The organism is Senimuribacter intestinalis, assembly GCF_943192965.1.
Classification (GTDB): domain Bacteria; phylum Bacillota; class Clostridia; order Peptostreptococcales; family Anaerovoracaceae; genus Senimuribacter; species Senimuribacter intestinalis.
In genome coordinates this window covers 68,226-87,551 of record NZ_CALPCF010000006.1, presented here as the reverse complement: position 1 = coordinate 87,551, position 19,326 = coordinate 68,226, and the positions used below count along the sequence as shown (strand labels likewise).

Sequence of the window (19,326 nt, the reverse complement as noted above, 5' to 3'; positions counted from 1 at the left end):
GATTCTTAGATTTTTTGTTTAGTCAGTTCCATCAACTCCACTGCGCTTTTTCTGGTGGTTTCGGTAATGTTTTCACCGCCCAAAAGTCTTGCAATTTCATCGATGGTCTCTGTATCGGAGAGCTTTTCGACAGTAGTAAAGGTGTTGCTGTCGTTTTCTTCTTTATAGATACGATAGTGCGTATCTCCACTTGCAGCAATCTGCGGCAGGTGGGTGATACAGATAATTTGATGATTTTTTGCAATCTGGTGAAGCTTGCGTCCAACGATACTTGCGGTAATTCCACTAATACCGGCGTCGATTTCATCGAAAATCATAGTTGGAATATTGTCATAGGTGCCGGTAATATTTTTGATTGCCAGCATGATTCTTGAAATTTCACCACCGGATGCGATTTTTACCAGAGGCTTCAGCGGTTCACCTTTGTTTGTAGAAATCAGGAATTCCACATCATCGTTTCCATCAGGACCGAAGGTTTCAGAACACTGGAAGTCGATGGAAAGCTTGGCGCTGCCAAAGTTCAGATCGTGAAGCTCACTTTCGATAGCAGTTTCCAGCTCTTTTGCACTGGCTTTACGAACCTCGGTAAGCTGCGCAGCTTTTTCGGACAGGGCCTTGTATGCCGCATCTGCTTCGGCTTGAAGCTGTGCTTTTACGTCATCAAAATTCTCAATCTGATTTAGTTCTTCAGAAATAGTGTCGTAATATGTTAAAATCTCCTCAATGGTGGAGCCGTATTTTTTCTTGAGACCGTCGATTTGGGAGATTCTTGTGATAGAATCGTCCAGCTCCTCAGGGGAGAAAGTGACGTCATCACGAATTCTGCGAAGTTCGGAAGAAAGGTCTTCCAGGCGATAATAGATGTCTGCGAATTCTTCTGTCAAAGTTTGAATTTCCTTGGAATATTCGCTGATACTCTGCAGCGCATGAAGTCCGGTACCCATGGAGGAGAGCACATCGCGGTCCCCATCGCTGAGAAGCCCGTAAGCGGTTTCAACGGCATCAAAGATTTTTTCACTGTTTTGCAGGATAGAAATTCTCTCTGATAGGCTTTCGTCTTCGCCAGGTGTTAGATGGGCATTTTCGATTTCGCTCTGTTCAAAACGATAAAAATCCAGCTTTTTCAGGTTGTCCTGTTCTGCAGAAAGCAGCTTGGTCAGTCGTGATTTTGTGTCCTGATAGGAAGCATAGGCAGCCTGATAGGCTTCTTTTATTGGAGTGATTTGCTCACCATAGAAGCTGTCCACCAGCTTGATGTGGTTGTCCGGGTTGAGAAGGGACTGATTGTCGTACTGACCGTGGATATCGGCAAGACGGCGGCATGTTTCGGAAAGTTCTCCCAAAGTGACCAGCTGTCCGTTGAGTTTGCATAGATTCTTGCCGGCAGCAGATACTTCTCTGGTGATGACGATATCTTCTCCGTACAGTTCGCCAGCAAGCTGTACAACGGCTTTCTGTGCACCATGACGGACAAAAGCAGAATCAGCCCTGCTCCCGAGAGCAAGGCTAATTGCTTCTATTACAATTGATTTACCACTGCCGGTTTCTCCTGTAATGATATTCAGTCCTTCTTCAAAATCGATTTCTGTATTTTCTATAATTGCGAAATTTTGAATACTGATGTGATTGATCATTGTCCTTTAGACCTCATAATTAGCATATCGTTGAAAATAGAGAGGATCTCTTCCACGTGTTCTTCTTTGTCGATGACCATCAGCAGGGTATTGTCACCGGCTACAGAACCGACAACATGAGGAAGCCCGATGCAGTCAACCGCTTCACCGGCAGCAGGTCCGCAGCCGGATAACGTCTTAATGACAATTAAGTTCTGTGCTGAAGCAAAAGATGTGATAGTTTCTCTGAAAATTTTTACAAAGCGATCGGAAATAGGCGCATCCTGGCGTGCGCTGACGGCATATTTGTATTTGCCGCTGCCGGAAAGCACTTTAATCAGCTGAAGTTCCTTGATATCTCGAGATATCGTAGCCTGTGTTACTTCAAAACCTTCTTCCTTCAACATAGATGCCAGTTTATCCTGAGTTTCGATCTCGTTATTTGCAATGAGCTCCAAAATCTTGTTTTGTCTTGAATAACGCATAATAATCTCCTTTTTGTTCCGAATCCTATTCCTAATCGTATTATAACAGATTTTTTTCGGAAAAGAAAGCCGTATTATTTGAAGAAATTAAAGGGAACGCTGTAGACAAACGTATGTTCTTATGTTATAATAAATAAAATAGATTGATTCAACTGAGGAAATAAGGCTATGAGAATTTTAGGAATTGACCCTGGTTACGCGATTTTAGGCTGGGGTGTTTTAGATATGAAAGGCAATCATTTTTCTGTTGTGGATTACGGCGCGGTAACCACAGATGCTAAGATGGAAATGCCTCTGCGTCTGCAGCATTTATATACGCAACTATCTGCAATCATAGCAGAATACAAGCCAGAGGTAGCATCGATAGAAGAACTTTTTTTCAATAATAATGCCAAGACGGCTATTATGGTGGGACAAGCCAGAGGCGTTGCAGTCCTTGCCTGTGTTAATGGAGGTCTTGAGATTAATGAATACACGCCGCTGCAGATTAAGCAGGCTTTGGTAGGTTATGGAAGGGCAGACAAGAAACAAGTACAGGCTATGGTTAAGGCGATTTTGAACCTAAATGAAGTACCGAAGCCCGACGATACGGCAGATGCAGTGGCTGCGGCAATTTGTCATGGGCATGCAGCCGGCAACAGAGTTAGAAATTTTAAATTGAGTGGGAGATAAGGAGAATCCATGATTAGATTTATAAAAGGTATATTTCATCCGGGACTGAACAGTTCAGTTATCATAGAGTCTGCCAGCGGTCTTGGTTTTGAGGTGAGCATTCCAGCAAACTCCGTATTATATAAGCATACAGAGGGAGAGCAGGTGAAGGTGTTTACCTCCATGATTGTGAAGGAAGATGATGTCAGTCTTTACGGCTTTTCCGACAAGGAGAGCCTGGCGCTTTTTGAACTTTTGATTACGGTAAACGGCGTGGGAGCAAAGGCAGGGATGGCATTGATGAGTGCACTGCCGCCGTCAGAACTTAGACGGGCTATTGCCTCTGGTGATGTCAAGGCGATTTCATCTGCAAATGGTGTGGGCAAGAAGACTGCCGAACGACTGATTCTGGAACTGAAGGATAAGGTTGGCACCTTTGAGGATGACGCAGCCATGGCTGCAGGAGATGTGTATGTGCCTGTTACTGACGAGAGAAGTGAGGCTATTGCTGCGCTGGTTGCACTGGGATACAGCAAGAATGAGGCGATGGAAGCGATCGGCAAGGTGAAAGAAAATGACCTGACCTGCGAGGATTACATCAAACATGCGCTGAAGTATTTGTTTTAAAGGATAAAATTAAGATAGATAAGGATAGATTGAGGCTAGATGATGGAAGAGAGAATTACCCAGTCGGGTGCCATGGGATTTATGGAAGAGCGGCAGGAGACAACCCTGCGTCCGCAGCATTTAGATGATTTTATCGGACAGAGGACTGCAAAAGAAAACTTAAAGATTTTTATTGAAGCAGCGAAACTGAGAGGAGAACCTCTCGACCATGTGCTGTTTTATGGTCCGCCAGGTTTAGGAAAGACAACACTGGCGGGGATTATTGCCAATGAACTAGAAGTGGATATTAAGATTACATCAGGACCTGCTATTGAACGAGCAGGAGATTTGGCAGCCATTTTAACGAATCTCAATGAGAACGATGTTTTATTTATTGACGAAATTCATAGATTGAACCGATCGGTAGAAGAAGTGCTTTATTCCGCTATGGAGGACTATGCGCTTGATATTATTATCGGAAAGGGGCCGTCAGCTCGTTCTATCAGACTGGATATTGCAAAGTTTACGCTGATTGGAGCAACAACCAGAGCGGGGAGCTTATCGGCGCCGCTGCGCGACAGATTTGGTGTCATCAGTAAGTTTGAACTTTACACCAACGACGAGCTGGCAGAGATTATTAAACGTTCTGCGGGACTTCTCGGTGTCGATACAGACGAGACTTCGTTGCTGGAGATGGCAAGATGTTCACGAGGCACGCCTCGTGTAGCTAATCGTTTACTGAAACGAATCAGGGACTTCTCACAGGTGCGGGGACAGGGCATGATTACAGAAGAGATTACCCAAATGGCGCTGCAGGCGCTGGGGGTTGATAAGTTAGGCTTAGAGCGTCTGGATAGGGAAATTCTGTCGGCTATCATCGAACGTTTTAATGGTGGTCCTGTAGGCATTGACACTATTGCGGCATCCATCGGTGAGGAACGAGTCACCATAGAAGATGCTTACGAGCCTTATCTGATTCAGTCGGGACTTTTGTACCGTACCCAGAAGGGTAGAATGGTATCTCAGCTGGGATATAAACACATGGGACTGGAGTATCCGGGCGAGACACCTGAGAATGCTGCTAAAAGTGCAGATGAAGATGAAGGCGAAGAATCTCAGGAAACTTTATTTTAATTGGAGCAGATAGAATATGAGAATAGATGATTTTGATTATACCCTGCCGCAGGAGTTGATTGCGCAGAGACCTTCTGAGCAGCGAGACGTCTGCAGGCTTATGGTATTAAATAGAGAAAAAAGGTCGGTAGACCATAAACATTTTTATGATATCCTGGATTATTTGCAGCCAGGGGATTGCTTGGTTATGAATAACTCCAAAGTTCTTCCGGCAAGGCTCTTTGGAGAGAAAGAGAAAACTGGGGCAAAGATTGAATTTTTGCTGATTAAGCGTCTTGACGGTGACCGCTGGGAGACTATGGTAAAGCCAGGGAAACGGCTGAAGCCTGGTGACAGCGTTTCTTTTGGAGAAAATTTCAGTGCCAAAATTCTGGATTATGGTGAAGACGGCACCCGTATTGTGGAGTTTTTTTATGAGGGCATTTTTATGGAGCGGCTTGAAGAACTGGGGAAAATGCCGCTGCCTCCATACATCGAACGGGAAAGTACAGTAGAAGACAGGGATATGTATCAGACAGTTTACTGTAAGGAAGAGGGGTCTGTAGCTGCGCCAACTGCTGGTCTGCATTTTACAGAAGAATTGCTTAAAAAAGCCGAAGCAAAGGGTGTTAGGCTGGCTTATGTGACCCTTCATGTAGGAATTGGCACTTTTAGACCAGTGAAGTGTGAGAATGTAGAAGATCATCACATGCACTTTGAGGAATATGAAGTAGATGAAGAAACTGCACGGACGATTAACGATACCATTCTGACAGGTGGACGAATTGTATCTGTAGGTACAACCTCTACTAGAACCTTGGAAAGCGCAGCTTATACAGATGAAGCCAGCGGGAAGTTCCTAGTGAAGGCCGGGGCAGGAAGTACGGGTATTTTCATCTATCCCGGCTACCAGTTCAAGGTTGTTGAGGCATTGATCACTAATTTTCATCTGCCGAAGTCCACGCTGCTTATGCTGATTTCAGCGCTGTATAATCGAGATCAGATTTTAAAAGCATACGAAATTGCTGTAACCGAGAAGTACCGTTTTTTTAGCTACGGCGATGCAATGCTGATAGAATAAATAATAAGACAAAGAAACCGCTTGCAGTGCGCATATATCGCATTTTAAGTGCAAGCGGTTTTTATCTTTATAAAGTAAGGGAAGGTGCGCTGTAAGTACGTGCTGCCATTTCCTGATCCAAAAGATACAGACTCTTAGGATCATTGCCGAACAGTTCCATTTTCTTAATCATGTCGTTTGCGTTGGTTTCTTCTTCACCCTGTTCTTTAACAAACCAGTCAAGGAACTGCATGGTGCGGAAATCTTTATTTTCGTAAGCTGCATCGTAAATGGTGTGAATCAGCTCAGTCACGTATTTTTCGTGCTTAAGACCTGCTGACAGCGGATCCATGTTGGTTTTAAGTTCCGCATCTGGCTTTGCGATAGCGTCTAAAGTAACTTTCAAGTCGTTGTTCTGCATGTACTGCATAAACAGCATAGCGTGATCGCGTTCCTCCTGCGCCTGGATCATGTACCAGTTGGCGAAGCCGTTTAAGCCCTGATCGTTATAAAAGTTAGAGAATTCCAGATACAAATAGGCTGAATAAAGTTCCTTGTTAATCTGGTCGTTTAAAAGTTGTGCTACGTTTTCTTTAATCATGATAATTAGCTCCCTTCAATTGCATTTATTCTGCAATTATCATATCACTAAAAAATAAAAAATTCAAGCTATGGAAAAAGATGAAAGTAGTGTATAATAGTAAAGAATTACTGCAACATAAAGAAAGGAATTATATCAATATGAAACATGCAGTTACTTATGAATTATTAAAGTCTGACTCGAGAACTAAGGCTCGAAGAGGGATTGTACATACGCCTCATGGAGATATACAGACTCCTGTTTTTATGCCGGTTGGCACTCAGGCAACGGTTAAGGCAATGCGTCCGGAGCAGGTGGCAGATATGGGAGCTAACATCATACTGTCCAACACTTACCACCTCTATCTAAGACCGGGACAGGATATTGTCAAAGAAGCGGGAGGTCTGCACAAGTTTATGAACTGGGACAGAGCGATTCTTACTGACAGCGGCGGTTTTCAGGTGTTTTCTCTGGGCAAGCTTCGGAAAATTACCGAAGAGGGTGTGAAATTTCAGAGTCATATTGATGGATCCCGTCATATGCTGACACCGGAAAAGGCAGTAGAAATTCAGAACGCGCTGGGTTCAGACATTATGATGGCATTTGATGAATGCGCGCCTTATCCCGCAGACAGGAACTATGTAAAAAACTCTCTGGAAAGAACCACCAGATGGCTGAAACGCTGCAAAGATGCCCATAAGGATATTGAAAGACAGTCTTTGTTTGGCATTATGCAGGGCGGCATGTATAAGGATCTCCGAAAACAAAGCGCGGAAGAAATTGTTGAGCTGGATTTGCCGGGTTATGCCATCGGCGGACTTTCCGTGGGGGAACCGAAGGAATTGATGTTGGATGTGCTGGATGACTGTGTGGATTATTTGCCGCAGGAGAAAGCTCGCTATCTTATGGGTGTAGGAACGCCGGACTACCTCTTCGAAGGAGTAGAGCGGGGGATTGACATGTTCGACTGTGTTCTTCCGACCAGAATTGCCCGTCATGGTCTTTGCATGACCAGCCACGGGAGAGTTAACATTAAAAATGCCAAGTACGAGCGTGATTTCACACCGCTGGATGCAGAGTGTGACTGCTATACCTGCAGAAATTACTCTAAGGCGTATCTGCGTCATTTGTTTAAGGCAGATGAGATGCTTTCTGCTATGCTGCTGTCTAATCACAATATCCACTTTCTCTTGAAGATGATGGAAAATATTCGAACCGCTATCGAAGAGGATAGATTCTTAGAATACAAGAAGGAGTTTTACGATAAATATGGAAGATTTTAAAATATGTGTACACGATGAGTTTTGCGGAGGTTGTATTTATCAGGGGATTCCTTATGAGCAGCAGCTTACACAAAAAGAAGAAGAGGTCAGAGGCTTTTTTGCAGATCGAGGTATTAAGCCAGAGCAGTTTGATGCCATTGAAGGTTGCCCGGCAGATCATAAATATCGTTATAGGAACAAGATGGAGTACACCTTTGGAGATTTTGTAAAAGATGGACCGACCTGCCTAGGTATGCACAAGAAAAAGAATTTCATGTCTATCATCACCGTGGATCAATGCCAGCTTGTCGATGAAGACTTTAACAAAATCCTGAAGTTCAACCTGGAATTTGCCCAAGCTCACAATTATAAGCATTATAACAAAAAATCCCACAAAGGGCTTTTGCGGAACTTGGTTATCCGTAAGGGTATTCGGACCGGGGAACTTCTCGTTAATCTCGTGACAACAAGAGAAGAAGAATTTGATGAGGCTGGTTATGTGGAAGGGCTGCAGGCTCTTTCGTTGGACAACCATATCGTTGGCATTCTGCGTACATTGAACGACAACATTGCTGACAAGGTGACCTGTGAGGAACTGAAAATTCTTTGGGGTAGAGATTATTATATGGAGGAAATCCTGGGACTGAAATTCAAAGTCAGCGCCTTTTCATTTTTCCAAACCAACGTGGAGGCGGTGGAACGTCTTTATTCCGAGGCGCTTGCACTGATTGATGATTTCTCTGGAAAAAAGGTCTTCGACCTTTACTGTGGCACGGGTACGATCAGTCAGGTTCTTGCTTTGAAAGCAAAGGAAGTGACCGGGGTGGAAATCGTGGAAGAAGCGGTGGAGGCAGCTAAGGTCAACGCCCAGCTGAACCAGCTATCCAACTGTAACTTTATTGCAGGCGATGTATTTGAGGTGCTAAGCCAGCTTTCTGAAAAGCCGGAGGTTATCGTCGTTGATCCGCCAAGGGTGGGCATGAGCATGGATGCAGTAGAAAAAATCATCAGCTATGGTGTGCAGCAGATTGTCTATATTAGCTGTAATCCAAAGAGCTTGGCGCTGAATCTGCAGCAATTTGTTTATAACGGGTATGAGGTGAAGTACGCGAAGCCGTTTGATAATTTCCCTTGGACGAAACATGTTGAGTGTGTCGTGTTGATGTCACGGGTCTAAAGCCAAGTGTGTGAAAAGGCTTTGGTTTCAAGGGATTTGTGGCATTAAGGTGCGATTTTACGGCGTTTTCAATCCTGTCAAATTCCTTGAAATTAAGGCTTAGGGAACATATCGAATGGCATAGTTGAGTTGACAGAATGGATATATTATAGGGTTGTGTAGACAGGATTATTGTGGTTGACAGGATTGATGTATAGACTAATCACCATCTGGGAAAAACTAATGAATGATAATTAGTCGAGAACGGATAGGTGAGAAAATATGCCAAATAATCCAAAGGTTCATTACATTCCTGCAAACCCTCCGAAGAGCGAAAAGAGGGTCGGAATTTACTGCCGTGTAAGTACAAACAGTACGGAGCAGCTCCAAAGCCTGGTTGCCCAGGTATCACATCTGGCAAGAGTAACAGCTACTGTACCACAATGGCTTTTGGCAGATGTTTATATGGATATTGCAACAAGTAAGACAGGCTCATCACGAAAAGAGTTTAATCGGATGTTGGAGGATTGCAAATCGCATAAGCTGGAGATAGTCATAACGAAAGATGTCAGCAGGTTCGGAAGAGATACAGTTGAAGTTTTAGATGCTTTTAATCAATTAAAGGCGTTAGGTGTTCGTGTGATATTTGAAGGAAATAGCTTAGATACTGCAAATACTGATGGTGATTTGATGGTGGCTGTAATGGAATCCATTGCACAGGCCGAAAATGAATCAAGAAGCGAAAATATAAGATGGGGAATTAAGCAACGGGCAGCACAGGGAACTTCAAAGCTCTATGACAGAAAGTGCTATGGTTTCAAGCATGATAAAGATGGTCATTTAGTAATTGATGAAGAGAAAGCTAAAAATGTTAAGCTGATTTTTAATCTGTATCTCAACGGTCAAAGTGTTGTAGACATTATCAAGGAACTTGAAAAGCGAAAAATTCTCTCGCCAACAGGAAAAGTGAAGTGGTGCAAGAGAACTATTGATGTTATGCTGAGTAATGAGAAGTATACGGGTGATGTAGAACTTTTGAAATCTAGCAAGAGCGAAGTTCATTATTTGGCATCGGGGAATAATCCTGCTATAATATCAAAGGGGGTTTTCGAGGCGGTGCAGATGGAGAAAGGAAAACGCAGCAATGTAGTCAAAGGAGTGGATGGTAAGAACCGTAAAAATAAGAAATACAGCTCAAAAGACGAATAGTTACACAGATTATATAAATAAAGTAGTGAGACTTAATGGGAGGTAAAGAATGTCTGTTCAGAAAATCGAACTTGGTTCAAAGGGAATAAGACGTGTATTGCGTAAATATAAGCCAGAGGAAGCTATAGCGGAATACGTGTGGAATGGATATGATGCAACGGCTACTTGCGTTAATATAAATATTTTACAGAATAGTATTGGAGGTATAGAAGAAATAAGTATCTCAGATAATGGCTATGGCATTCCTTTTAGTCAGTTGAATACAAAATTCAAACCTTTCTTTGAGTCAAATAAAATTATTGTTCGTAATAGTGAATCGAATAGTTCTAGTTATCATGGAAAAAATGGTGTCGGTCGATTGACATTTTTTACTTTTGCAGGACAAGCGGAATGGGAAACTATTTATGAGAAAGAGGATAAAAAGTATAAATATACGATTCATATTGACGGAGATGGGTTAAATGATTATACTGCAACGGAACCTGAAGAAGTAGATCAAAAAGCTGAATTGGGAACCATAGTGCGTTTTTTTAGAATTAATGAAGATTTCCAAGTTGATGCCATGAAACGTTTTTTAAAAATTGAGTTCTGTTGGTTTTTAGAGCTGATGAAGAATAATAAATTTCAGTTGTTAATAAATAATGATCCAATCGATTATTCTGAAATTCTTGAGGATCGCGATGTACGAAAGTATAAGTATAATGATGTAGAATTTGATGTTGTCTTTTGCCGTTGGGCACAAAAATTAAATGGTGAATATTCTAAGTATTATTATTTGGATGGAAGTAACAGAGAGAAGTTTAAAGAAAATACAACTTTAAACAATAAAGGTGATAATTTTTATCATAGTGTATATATAACAAGTGCCTTGTTTGATGATTTTGATTTTGCAGTTGTGACGGGACAGATGCGATTGAAGATTGCAGGCAGCAGTAGAGAAGATGAAATTTTTAAATATATCAAGAGAGAAATAGATAATTTAATCAGAGAAAAAAGGATTCCATTTATCAAAAAGTATGCAAAAAGATTCTTAAAGACGGTAGAAGAGAAGGAAGCATATCCGGATTTTGATGAATGCAATCCCGTAGATAAATTTAAAAAAGAATGCTTAGATGAATTGATTTCAACGGTGTATTACGTAGAACCCAAAATATTGTCGGGATTGAATAAGCCACAATTAAAAACTTTAATAAGGATGTTTGCATTAATTATGGAATCGGGAGAAAGGGACAGCTTTATTAAGATAATCGATAGCGTTGTAAACATGTCACAGGATGAAAGGACGGAATTGGCAGAAGCATTAGAATATACAACAATGTCAAATATTTCTAGAATAATTATAATGTTAAAAGATAGGGCTCAAGCTGTTGCTGATTTAAAGGAATTAGTTTTTAATAAGGAGCTTGGGGCAGGTGAAATTAATGCGATACAGCCGTTTATAGAGAAACACTATTGGTTATTTGGAGAACAATATCATTTAGTAACAGCTGAGGAACCGGATTTTGAAGAGGCTTTAAGAAGATATATTTATATACTTGAAGGGGATATACCTGCAAAAGAAGAAATAAGTATTGATGATCTAGACCGGCGCAGACAAATGGATATTTTTGCTGTGCGTCAAATGAAAAATGGGGATATTAAAAGCAGCATTATTGTGGAATTAAAACATCCTAAGATAGTATTAGGCTACAAAGAATTAGAACAGGTTAAAAGATATAAAGATGTTATACTTAAAGAAGATCGTTTTAATGCACCTAATATAGAATGGAAATTTTATTTAGTCGGAAATAGATACAATAATCAGATAGCAAATGAAATAAAAAATCTTAAGTATCATGGTGAAAAATCTCTTGTGTATTCGGTAGACAATTTTAAAATCTATGTAAAGACATGGAGCGAAATATTTACGGAGTTTGAACTTAATCATGATTTCTTATTAGATAAACTACAAATTGAGCAAAAGAAGATAATTGATAGTAGAGGGAAAACAAAAGAAGAAATAATTGCAGCACAAGAGAATAATTCAGCAAAGGCAGCAGAAGAATTAGTGATATGATAAAAAATAGCCTAATCAAAAGTTGAAAATTAATAAGATAAAAAAGCTGTCGAAATCCTACGAAATAAGGTTTTTTAGCACTTATTGATATGTTTGCAAATAGCCTAACTATTACATGTTGAGTGTGTCGTGTTGATGTCACGGGTGGAAAAATGAAATAGCGGAAAAGAGCAGAAAACAAGGGGGTTCCGGGAGTTGGGACAGTTTGGAAAAATTGTTCCGGCTCCCGGATTTTTTGTTTGTTGTACTGTGCGGAAACATATCCACTGCTTTTTGGGTGGGATAGTTGAGTTGACAGGTTAGATATAGGATATGTTGTGGAGATAGGATTGTTAAAAGGGGTGTTGAGTTGACAGAATGATTATATAAAACATTTAAACATAAATTGTTTTTGACTTGAGATAATGTTAGCTGTATTGATCAAGTAATTTTCTGGCAGAAGCAAGAATGAATTCCCAAATTTCCAAAGGTTCTATTACCAGTGCCTCATCTCCCAGGCTCATGAAAAAATTGCTGACAAAATTTAAATCTGCTTTATCTATTGTTGTATCAATAAAACCACCTGTGGTATCAGAATTATACTGGATATTTGTTTCAAAATATGGATTATCCTTACAACGTACAATTCCATTTTCTGAAAGTTTTACATATAAATGAACGGGATCTTTAATTTTATAGGAATATAAAATATCATTTAATGTTTCTGTTATTGGTTCAAAATTTCCCTCTGCGTCTTCAACTTCTATGATACGATCTGCACGAAATAAACGTATAGTTTGTTTACCATAATCAAAGGCAGGTACATATCATATATTGTCATTTGTATAAACGCCAATAGGATAAATTATCCTGTCAGTAAGTTTTCCTTGCGATTGATATTGGATTTTTATAACCTTTTTTTGGCTGCTTTTTGTATTAGATTTTTTAACTGAGGTGTTTCAATTTCTCTTTTTCGATGCCAAAAAGCTAATGTTGATTTTAGATTTTCTATTTGTGGTTTTGCGTCTGCTGGAAGTCCTAAAAAGAGTTTACGGGAAACAGAGGCAATATCCACTTCAAATGGAAGTGATTTATAATATTGCAGGGATTGAAAAGCAAAGAAAATTGCAAGTGCTTCATCTTCACTAAATATAAGCGGTGGCAGCATCCGATTTGATAAAACACGGTATCCACCATTGCGGCCAGGTTCTGTATATAAGGGAATCCCCATAGCATCTAACTCCAAGAGATATCTATGTGCTGTCCGTACTGAAATACCGAATTCTTTTGCTACATCGTTTGCTGTAAATCTTCTTTTCATATTAACATATGCAATCAGATCGAAAAGTTTTTGCGGTTTGCTCATTTCGTCCTCCTAACCATGACAGGTTTTGTCATGGTTTTATTGTATATGAGAAAACCACACGTTCGACGCGTGGCTGGTTTTTTATATAATAGATATCAGGAAATGTCAAGATGGGAGGGCCTATATGGGCGAAGATAAAATTAGTTTGAAATATCCGTGAACTGAAAGAAAAGAACATACCTGTTTTCTTTGAGAAAGAGAATATCAATACGATGGATTCCAAAGGGGAGGTGCTGCTGACCATTATGGCATCCCTTGCCCAGCAAGAAAGCCAGTCGCTCAGCCAGAACATTAAATTGGGACTGCAGTACCGATACCAGAACGGCGAGGTGCAGGTCAACCATAACCGCTTCCTCGGATACACAAAAGACGAGGAAGGGCATCTGATCATCGATCCTGCGGGAGCGGAAGTAGTAAAGCGTATCTATCGGGAATACCTGGAGGGCGGAAGCCTGTTCCAGATAGCAAGAGGCCTTGAAGCGGACGGAATCCTTACAGCGGCAGGCAAATCAAAATGGAGGCCGGAAACACTGCGGAAAATACTGCAGAACGAGAAATATATCGGCGATGCCCTGCTGCAGAAAACCTATACCGTGGACTTCCTTAATAAAAAGCGGGTGCAAAATAACGGCATCGTTCCACAGTATTATGTGGAAAACAGCCATGAGCCTATCATTCCCCGTGACCTTTATATGCAGGTGCAGGAGGAAATGGCAAGGAGGGCAAACCTGCACAGCGGGGCGAAACGGAAAAAGCGGGTTTACAGCAGCAGGTACGCTTTATCCAGTATTGTTTACTGCCCGAAGTGCGGAGATATTTACCGCAGGATTGCATGGAACAACCGTGGGAAACATTCTATCGTATGGCGGTGCTGTACCCGTGTAGAGCATGGCTCAACCGCCTGTGATGCGCCGACCATTCAGGAATCGGAACTACAGACAGAGGTGGTGCAGGCAATCAATATGGTGCTTGGAAATAGGGGTAGTATGATGGCTACCCTGCAGGAGAACGTCGAGGCGGTTATCCGGCAGGAAGATGAATCCTCGGTAGAGGGCATTGAAACGAAGTTGAACGAATTACAGAAGGAACTGCTTCGGCTGGCAAATGGTAAAAAGGATTATAGCGACATCGCTGAGGAGATTAACCGCCTACGGGAGAAAAAGCAGGAAGCTCTGGCGGAGAGTGCCGAGCGGGAAGGTTTGAAAAAGCGGATTGCGGAAATGCGGGAATTTCTGAACAGTCAGGCAACCGAGGTCTTAGAATATGATGAGCAGCTTGTACGGCGGCTGATTGATAAGGTTACGGTCTACGAGGAGCGGTTTGAGGTGGAATTCAAATCGGGGACGGCAGTGGATGTGGAGCGATAGGAATGGGAAATATTGTAGGAATGGCACCTTGCAGAAATGTAGGGTGTTTTTTAATTCTTGATGAATTTTCAGTAAACTATCATAGAGGTATCTTGTGTTTATCAACCAGATGGTTTATAATGGGAAGTACATTAGTGGAGGTGGATCATGACAACATCGGACATGATAAGAGAGTTGTGTGAGAAACAGAATATCAGTCTTGCGGAACTTTGTCGGCGCATTGGGCAGACACCGCAGAACTTTAATAAGAAGTTGCAGCGTGGCACTGTGTCTTTTGAAGAAATGATGAGGATTGCAGAAGCACTGGGTGTAGGATATGAGCAGGCGTTTGTGTTGCCGGATGGAAGCGAAATAAAAATAGGGAGAAAATAGTCGGGAGGCATGTATTGCAATGGCTGAAATAACAAAACAAGAAGAAGGAACATTCCTGATGCTATTTAACAGAAGTGGATATGTTCTGAATTTTTCAACGAATGATTTTGATATATTTACAACAAATAGTATAGGAGAAGCATTATGCGCAAAGTATGGGCTTTCAAAAGGAAAGTCTCTTATAGCATATTTGAATAGCGCTACTGATGAAAATAGATTTAAGCTACTTTCCGATTTGTTTCATTATTATGAGGATAATATGGAATATGAATACAATGAAAATTATGAGGATGATTTGTATTGGGGGAGCAGCATTTCAAGATACGATGAAAGATACGCAAGAATTTACAAAAAGTGTAAGACTGTTATAGATAGATTGGAAGGCGGCTCATCTGCTATTGCTAAAACGGCCGATGACTTGAAAGGCAAGTTTTCAAGTGAATATATGTCTCAGCAAATAGAGTTAATGGTTTCTATGCAGTCAACGAATCCAACAAATGCCATTGGACTTGCAAAAGAGCTTATAGAGAGTTGCTGTAAAACGATTTTGGATGAGTTGGGCATTGAATGGAGTAAAAACGATGATGTTCCTCAACTTACAAATAAAGCGATGGGTGCGCTGAATTTATTGCCAGCAAATATACAGGAAACAGATCAGGGTGCGGATGCTATAAAGGCGGTTTTAGGAAATTTAAGAGCGATCCCGACAAAATTGGCAGAGATCAGAAATCCTTTTGGTAGCGGTCATGGGAAAAGTGCATCTTTTCAAGGATTGGAAGAGCGTCATGCTAAATTGGCAGTTGGAAGCAGTATTACATTTGTTGATTTTATTTGGAGTACATATGAGAACCAAAAGAAATTAGGAGTAAAGACAATATAACTTAAATGCCTTCAGTGCGTCATAATCTCCGACAAAAAATGTGACAATGCAGAAATATTTGATACGGGTATAGTAGCGTTTATGTTGTGAAGTAAAGGAGCAAGTGTATGGACGAAAAAATAAAAAAATTAAAAGAAAAGCTTCAATATATTGGTACGAGAGATTTGCTGGGCATGATTGGAATTCATTTCATTACCTTTGCAAATGGAGCATCAGATATGGCTGAGCAATCTGATATATTTAATAAGACAAATTTAATTTCACCTCAGAAGCAGTATACTTATTTGGCCGGCTTACTTATGAGTACCGATGATAAAAGCGATGGGCATATTACAAACGATGAGGAAAGTGGAATATATAACGAGTTAGAAAATGATGTTCAAGAGATTACTTTGGAATATACGAAAACTTTTCTTGATATTGATCCATCATCTCAGTCTGACGATATAAAAAGAAATCTGGTATCGATGGATGCCTTCACATCTTACTTTGACACAGGAATATTGAGATACGCAGAACAGACTATACATCTGATCAAAATACTTTACAGTTCGTTTGATTCGGAATTAGAAAGTTTGACTGGGTTGATAACGGAGGACTACATTGCGTTTTATCAATTAGTGTGCGATGAATTTGAAAGTGCAATGAGTTCGTCAAAATATGCAGTAGATGGTATAAAAAAGTTTTTGGATTCCTTAAACCCTTATGCAGTCGATGTGGAAAAAGAATATGAACGTCTATTAGCGTTTGCACAAGGTTCGGCAGGCTTGAATCTGCAAAATGCAATGGATAGCTTGAATTCAATAAAGGCATCGAAAATATATGATATATTTGGAAAAGAAAAAGGGAAAAGATTAATAGATATCTTTGGTTTATATAGAAAAGAGAGAGTTTTCTCATATTACAATGGAAAGAACCCATTTGCAGAGCATCCTCTTTGTTGGCTTGATGAAGGGGAAACATTATTTATCGTTCATCCGCAGTTTTTGTTAAATGCAATTTATAATTATATAACTGAAGTATTGGAAAATCCGCAGAATAAATTTGCTGATAAATATAAAAAAGTTAAAGCAGAGATTGTTGAAAGCCAGTTCCTTGGCTATTTCAAAAGCATTTTTGGAGATGAAGTGATATATCATACAAGTGTATGTGAAGAAAGAGGAACTAAGGAACATGACATTTTAATAGAGTTTCATGATTATATCTTAATAGCAGAGGTAAAAGCATCTAAAGTTAGAGAGCCATTTTTTAATCCTCAAAAAGCCTACAAACGCATATCCGACCACTTCCATTCAGATAGCGGAATAGGAGGGGCGTATTCACAAGCAATTACCCTGAAAAAGTTTATTGAAGGGAAGAAAGACGTAGTCTTATATGAGAATAAGAACAACAAGTTTCACATTGAAAATATTCCGCAGAAGATTATATTACCGCTTGTACTTACTTTAAATCAATTCGGAGGCTTGGCGGTAAATACATCTTTAATATTAGAAAAAGATGCAGATGAGCCTTATCCGTGGGTATGTAATTGGCATGACTTTGAAAACATTATAGAAATCTTGGAATATTTACATAAAGGATCACAGGATTTTATTAACTATATTGTTTGGCGAATCGATAATCATGCGAATATTTTATCTTCGGATGAATTAGATGTTATAGAAGAATATTTTTTAGATGTTCAGTTAAGGGAAAAAATAAAAAGTAGTGCAGCCTTTTTCTCACCTAACGGACCCAGTCTTATTGATAAAATTTATTTTGAAAAGCATGGCATTCCGTATGAGTATCAGGGGGGTAAAAATGCAGATATTCGGAAAAAGAAAAAAATAGGAAGAAATGAACCATGTCCATGTGGCAGTGGGAAGAAGTTTAAAAGGTGCTGCCTGGGGAAAGGAATTTATGATTAGTGAGAATTGATATCTGTGATGACGACAGGTGTAGAATATATTGTGAGAACAGAGTTTTGCAGAAATGCAGGGCGGTTGTAAATATAGAATAATGGAAAGAAGAAACGGCGGAGGATGGACTATGGAATATAAATATATATTATCAATTCCGAAACCATTATTAAATGATTTTGTAAATAATAGAGTAATCCCATTTGTAGGGGCAGGGTTTTCAAAAAATGCAGATATTCCAAAAGGATTAACAATGCCGGATTGGAATGAGTTAGGAGAACTTGCGGCTGCTGAAATTACAGATTATGTGTATGACAATAACGCAATAGATGCACTGTCATATTATGAGAATTTATATTCTCGAACAAAGTTGGTTGAATTCTTAATGAAAGGACTCCATTTTGGGAAAATACAACCAGGCTCCACATATAAAGCATTTTGCGACTTATTTACGGGAACTATTTGCACGACGAATTTTGATTCCTTACTGGAAGATGCAATGACGTTTATGCATCGTCCGGTTTCTGTTGTTGTTACAAAAGATGTAGGTTTACAATAGATGTGTTACAACTGAATAAAAAAAAATTGCGGAATCTCATTTTTGTGTTAAAGTTAAGTTACCACCCCAAACCATTACACAGGAGGTCCCGCATGACAAGTATAACACAAGATATGAGATTTTGTCTATCCCTTTTAAATTATGCTGAAAAATATGGTGTTACCAAGGCTGCTATTAAATACAAGGTCAATCGTCAGTACATCTATCGTTGGCGTCGCCGTTTTGACGGCTCTATCCAGTCGCTTAGAGAACATTCTAGAAGACCTCATCATCATCCTAAACAGCATACTCCTGAGGAACTGAAGCTCATCAAAGACATGCGCCGTAGAAACCCTCATGCCGGACTTGTCGTACTTTGGGTAAAACTCTCTCAGCGTGGATATTCTCGCTCTATTACCGGTCTTTGGCGTGTTCTCAGAAGGCTTCAACTTACTCCAATCAAGCCTCCAAATCCAAAGTATATCCCAAAGCCTTATGAACAAATGGATTATCCGGGTCAAAGGGTTCAGGTGGATGTAAAGCATGTTCCTGCCGTCTGCTTAGTTGGTGAAGCTTCAGGTCAAAAATTCTATCAATACACTGCTATCGATGAATTTTCTAGATTTCGCTATGTGGAAGCATTTGATGAAATCTCCAGCTATTCTTCAACGGTATTTTTAGAACACATGCTGAAAGCTTTTCCTTTTGCTGTGGAATGTGTGCAGACGGACAATGGCCCAGAGTTCGCTAAGCGATTTGTTAGCAAAAGAGCAAATGACCTTAGCCGGTTTGAGAAAAAGCTCAAAGAACTGGGTATTGAGCATAAGCTGATTAAACCTTTTACACCAAGACATAATGGAAAGGTAGAACGATCACATAGAAAAGATAACGAATACTTCTATGCAACCCACTCGTTCTACTCCTTTGCAGATTTTGCTGCTCAGCTAAAGGTTCATAACCGAAAGTACAACAACTTTCCTATGCGTCCATTAAAGTGGCTTTCTCCTAAAGATACTTTATTTAATTTTTTGCATGACGCTGTAACATATGTTTGACAAACCTTCAGGGAAAGTACGTGGGAGTTATCAGTCAAAAACTCTATAAAGAACAGTTTCAGTCGTTTATTAGCATTTGC

Annotated in this window: 19 protein-coding genes; 14 read left to right on the top strand and 5 right to left on the bottom strand. The window is 40.2% G+C overall.

Annotated elements, in window-relative coordinates; translation table 11 throughout:
* Nucleotides 1-5: 5 nt before the first annotated feature.
* Nucleotides 6-1,634 (bottom strand): DNA repair protein RecN, encoded by a 1,629-nt coding sequence (gene recN / locus NFR88_RS07350; RefSeq protein WP_251614612.1) that lies wholly within the window; start codon nucleotides 1,632-1,634, stop codon nucleotides 6-8.
* Nucleotides 1,631-2,098, bottom strand: coding sequence for an arginine repressor (locus tag NFR88_RS07345; protein WP_160201318.1), 468 nt, complete (start codon nucleotides 2,096-2,098; stop codon nucleotides 1,631-1,633). The genes recN and NFR88_RS07345 overlap by 4 nt, the downstream gene beginning before the upstream one ends.
* A gap of 168 nt (nucleotides 2,099-2,266) precedes the next feature.
* Between NFR88_RS07345 and ruvC the strand changes: the two genes are divergently transcribed.
* Genes ruvC through queA form a run of 4 tightly spaced genes read left to right on the top strand, consistent with a single transcriptional unit; the run spans nucleotide 2,267 to nucleotide 5,549 of the window.
* Nucleotides 2,267-2,770 carry a crossover junction endodeoxyribonuclease RuvC gene (gene ruvC / locus NFR88_RS07340; RefSeq protein WP_251614610.1) on the top strand — a complete coding sequence of 168 codons (504 nt, stop codon included), beginning with the start codon at nucleotides 2,267-2,269 and terminating at the stop codon, nucleotides 2,768-2,770.
* Nucleotides 2,771-2,779: 9 nt separating this feature from the next.
* Complete coding sequence (ruvA, locus tag NFR88_RS07335) at nucleotides 2,780-3,376, top strand: Holliday junction branch migration protein RuvA (protein ID WP_251614602.1); 597 nt, start codon at nucleotides 2,780-2,782, stop codon at nucleotides 3,374-3,376.
* A 39-nt stretch (nucleotides 3,377-3,415) separates the two neighbouring features.
* On the top strand, nucleotides 3,416-4,489 hold the full coding sequence (gene ruvB, locus NFR88_RS07330) for a Holliday junction branch migration DNA helicase RuvB (RefSeq protein WP_330588309.1): 1,074 nt from the start codon (nucleotides 3,416-3,418) through the stop codon (nucleotides 4,487-4,489).
* A 16-nt stretch (nucleotides 4,490-4,505) separates the two neighbouring features.
* A complete protein-coding gene (gene queA, locus NFR88_RS07325; protein WP_251614568.1) occupies nucleotides 4,506-5,549 on the top strand; it encodes a tRNA preQ1(34) S-adenosylmethionine ribosyltransferase-isomerase QueA in 1,044 nt (347 codons plus the stop codon).
* A 67-nt stretch (nucleotides 5,550-5,616) separates the two neighbouring features.
* Here the strand turns inward: queA and NFR88_RS07320 are convergent, their stop codons facing one another.
* A complete protein-coding gene (locus NFR88_RS07320; RefSeq protein ID WP_160201322.1) occupies nucleotides 5,617-6,129 on the bottom strand; it encodes a ferritin in 513 nt (170 codons plus the stop codon).
* Between the two features lie 140 nt (nucleotides 6,130-6,269).
* Here NFR88_RS07320 and tgt point away from each other — a divergent pair, with 140 nt between their 5' ends.
* The 4 genes from tgt (at nucleotide 6,270) to NFR88_RS07300 (ending at nucleotide 11,791) form a co-directional block, all read left to right on the top strand.
* Entirely contained in the window at nucleotides 6,270-7,391 is a 1,122-nt protein-coding gene (tgt, locus tag NFR88_RS07315) for a tRNA guanosine(34) transglycosylase Tgt (RefSeq protein WP_251614565.1), read from the top strand.
* Entirely contained in the window at nucleotides 7,378-8,547 is a 1,170-nt protein-coding gene (rlmD, locus tag NFR88_RS07310) for a 23S rRNA (uracil(1939)-C(5))-methyltransferase RlmD (protein WP_251614562.1), read from the top strand. Before tgt ends, rlmD begins: the two co-directional genes overlap by 14 nt.
* 261 nt (nucleotides 8,548-8,808) lie before the next feature.
* Nucleotides 8,809-9,735, top strand: coding sequence for a recombinase family protein (locus NFR88_RS07305; protein WP_251614560.1), 927 nt, complete (start codon nucleotides 8,809-8,811; stop codon nucleotides 9,733-9,735).
* Nucleotides 9,736-9,784: 49 nt separating this feature from the next.
* Nucleotides 9,785-11,791: an ATP-binding protein gene (locus NFR88_RS07300; RefSeq protein ID WP_251614558.1), complete on the top strand. Its 2,007-nt coding sequence runs from the start codon at nucleotides 9,785-9,787 to the stop codon at nucleotides 11,789-11,791.
* A gap of 407 nt (nucleotides 11,792-12,198) precedes the next feature.
* On the opposite strand, the gene NFR88_RS15180 is transcribed toward NFR88_RS07300, so the two are convergent.
* Together NFR88_RS15180 and NFR88_RS07295 are read right to left on the bottom strand one after the other, a co-directional pair.
* Nucleotides 12,199-12,462 carry a WCX domain-containing protein gene (locus NFR88_RS15180; protein WP_465250580.1) on the bottom strand — a complete coding sequence of 88 codons (264 nt, stop codon included), beginning with the start codon at nucleotides 12,460-12,462 and terminating at the stop codon, nucleotides 12,199-12,201.
* Nucleotides 12,463-12,677: 215 nt separating this feature from the next.
* Nucleotides 12,678-13,136: a helix-turn-helix transcriptional regulator gene (locus NFR88_RS07295; RefSeq protein WP_251614556.1), complete on the bottom strand. Its 459-nt coding sequence runs from the start codon at nucleotides 13,134-13,136 to the stop codon at nucleotides 12,678-12,680.
* A 152-nt stretch (nucleotides 13,137-13,288) separates the two neighbouring features.
* Between NFR88_RS07295 and NFR88_RS07290 the strand changes: the two genes are divergently transcribed.
* The 6 genes from NFR88_RS07290 to NFR88_RS07265 all read left to right on the top strand — a co-directional run bounded on the left by NFR88_RS07290 (nucleotide 13,289) and on the right by NFR88_RS07265 (nucleotide 19,246).
* Entirely contained in the window at nucleotides 13,289-14,503 is a 1,215-nt protein-coding gene (locus NFR88_RS07290) for a recombinase family protein (protein WP_465250579.1), read from the top strand.
* Nucleotides 14,504-14,650: 147 nt separating this feature from the next.
* Complete coding sequence (locus tag NFR88_RS07285) at nucleotides 14,651-14,875, top strand: helix-turn-helix domain-containing protein (protein WP_160220104.1); 225 nt, start codon at nucleotides 14,651-14,653, stop codon at nucleotides 14,873-14,875.
* 19 nt (nucleotides 14,876-14,894) lie between these two features.
* A complete protein-coding gene (locus NFR88_RS07280; protein WP_251614555.1) occupies nucleotides 14,895-15,755 on the top strand; it encodes an abortive infection family protein in 861 nt (286 codons plus the stop codon).
* A 107-nt stretch (nucleotides 15,756-15,862) separates the two neighbouring features.
* The gene (locus tag NFR88_RS07275; protein ID WP_251614553.1) at nucleotides 15,863-17,662 is read left to right on the top strand and encodes a YecA family protein; all 1,800 of its coding nucleotides are present in this window, start codon (nucleotides 15,863-15,865) and stop codon (nucleotides 17,660-17,662) included.
* Nucleotides 17,663-17,783: 121 nt separating this feature from the next.
* A complete protein-coding gene (locus NFR88_RS07270) occupies nucleotides 17,784-18,212 on the top strand; it encodes an SIR2 family protein (RefSeq protein WP_251614551.1) in 429 nt (142 codons plus the stop codon).
* Between the two features lie 92 nt (nucleotides 18,213-18,304).
* Complete coding sequence (locus tag NFR88_RS07265; protein ID WP_251614549.1) at nucleotides 18,305-19,246, top strand: DDE-type integrase/transposase/recombinase; 942 nt, start codon at nucleotides 18,305-18,307, stop codon at nucleotides 19,244-19,246.
* Nucleotides 19,247-19,326 lie beyond the last annotated feature (80 nt).

Bases quoted from the DNA above. Each gene is read 5' to 3' on its own strand.
- recN (WP_251614612.1), bottom strand. From the start codon at position 1,634: ATGATCAATCACATCAGTATTCAAAATTTCGCAATTATAGAAAATACA.
- NFR88_RS07345 (WP_160201318.1), bottom strand. From the start codon at position 2,098: ATGCGTTATTCAAGACAAAACAAGATTTTGGAGCTCATTGCAAATAAC.
- ruvC (WP_251614610.1), top strand. From the start codon at position 2,267: ATGAGAATTTTAGGAATTGACCCTGGTTACGCGATTTTAGGCTGGGGT.
- ruvA (WP_251614602.1), top strand. From the start codon at position 2,780: ATGATTAGATTTATAAAAGGTATATTTCATCCGGGACTGAACAGTTCA.
- ruvB (WP_330588309.1), top strand. From the start codon at position 3,416: ATGATGGAAGAGAGAATTACCCAGTCGGGTGCCATGGGATTTATGGAA.
- queA (WP_251614568.1), top strand. From the start codon at position 4,506: ATGAGAATAGATGATTTTGATTATACCCTGCCGCAGGAGTTGATTGCG.
- NFR88_RS07320 (WP_160201322.1), bottom strand. From the start codon at position 6,129: ATGATTAAAGAAAACGTAGCACAACTTTTAAACGACCAGATTAACAAG.
- tgt (WP_251614565.1), top strand. From the start codon at position 6,270: ATGAAACATGCAGTTACTTATGAATTATTAAAGTCTGACTCGAGAACT.
- rlmD (WP_251614562.1), top strand. From the start codon at position 7,378: ATGGAAGATTTTAAAATATGTGTACACGATGAGTTTTGCGGAGGTTGT.
- NFR88_RS07305 (WP_251614560.1), top strand. From the start codon at position 8,809: ATGCCAAATAATCCAAAGGTTCATTACATTCCTGCAAACCCTCCGAAG.
- NFR88_RS07300 (WP_251614558.1), top strand. From the start codon at position 9,785: ATGTCTGTTCAGAAAATCGAACTTGGTTCAAAGGGAATAAGACGTGTA.
- NFR88_RS07295 (WP_251614556.1), bottom strand. From the start codon at position 13,136: ATGAGCAAACCGCAAAAACTTTTCGATCTGATTGCATATGTTAATATG.
- NFR88_RS07285 (WP_160220104.1), top strand. From the start codon at position 14,651: ATGACAACATCGGACATGATAAGAGAGTTGTGTGAGAAACAGAATATC.
- NFR88_RS07280 (WP_251614555.1), top strand. From the start codon at position 14,895: ATGGCTGAAATAACAAAACAAGAAGAAGGAACATTCCTGATGCTATTT.
- NFR88_RS07275 (WP_251614553.1), top strand. From the start codon at position 15,863: ATGGACGAAAAAATAAAAAAATTAAAAGAAAAGCTTCAATATATTGGT.
- NFR88_RS07270 (WP_251614551.1), top strand. From the start codon at position 17,784: ATGGAATATAAATATATATTATCAATTCCGAAACCATTATTAAATGAT.
- NFR88_RS07265 (WP_251614549.1), top strand. From the start codon at position 18,305: ATGACAAGTATAACACAAGATATGAGATTTTGTCTATCCCTTTTAAAT.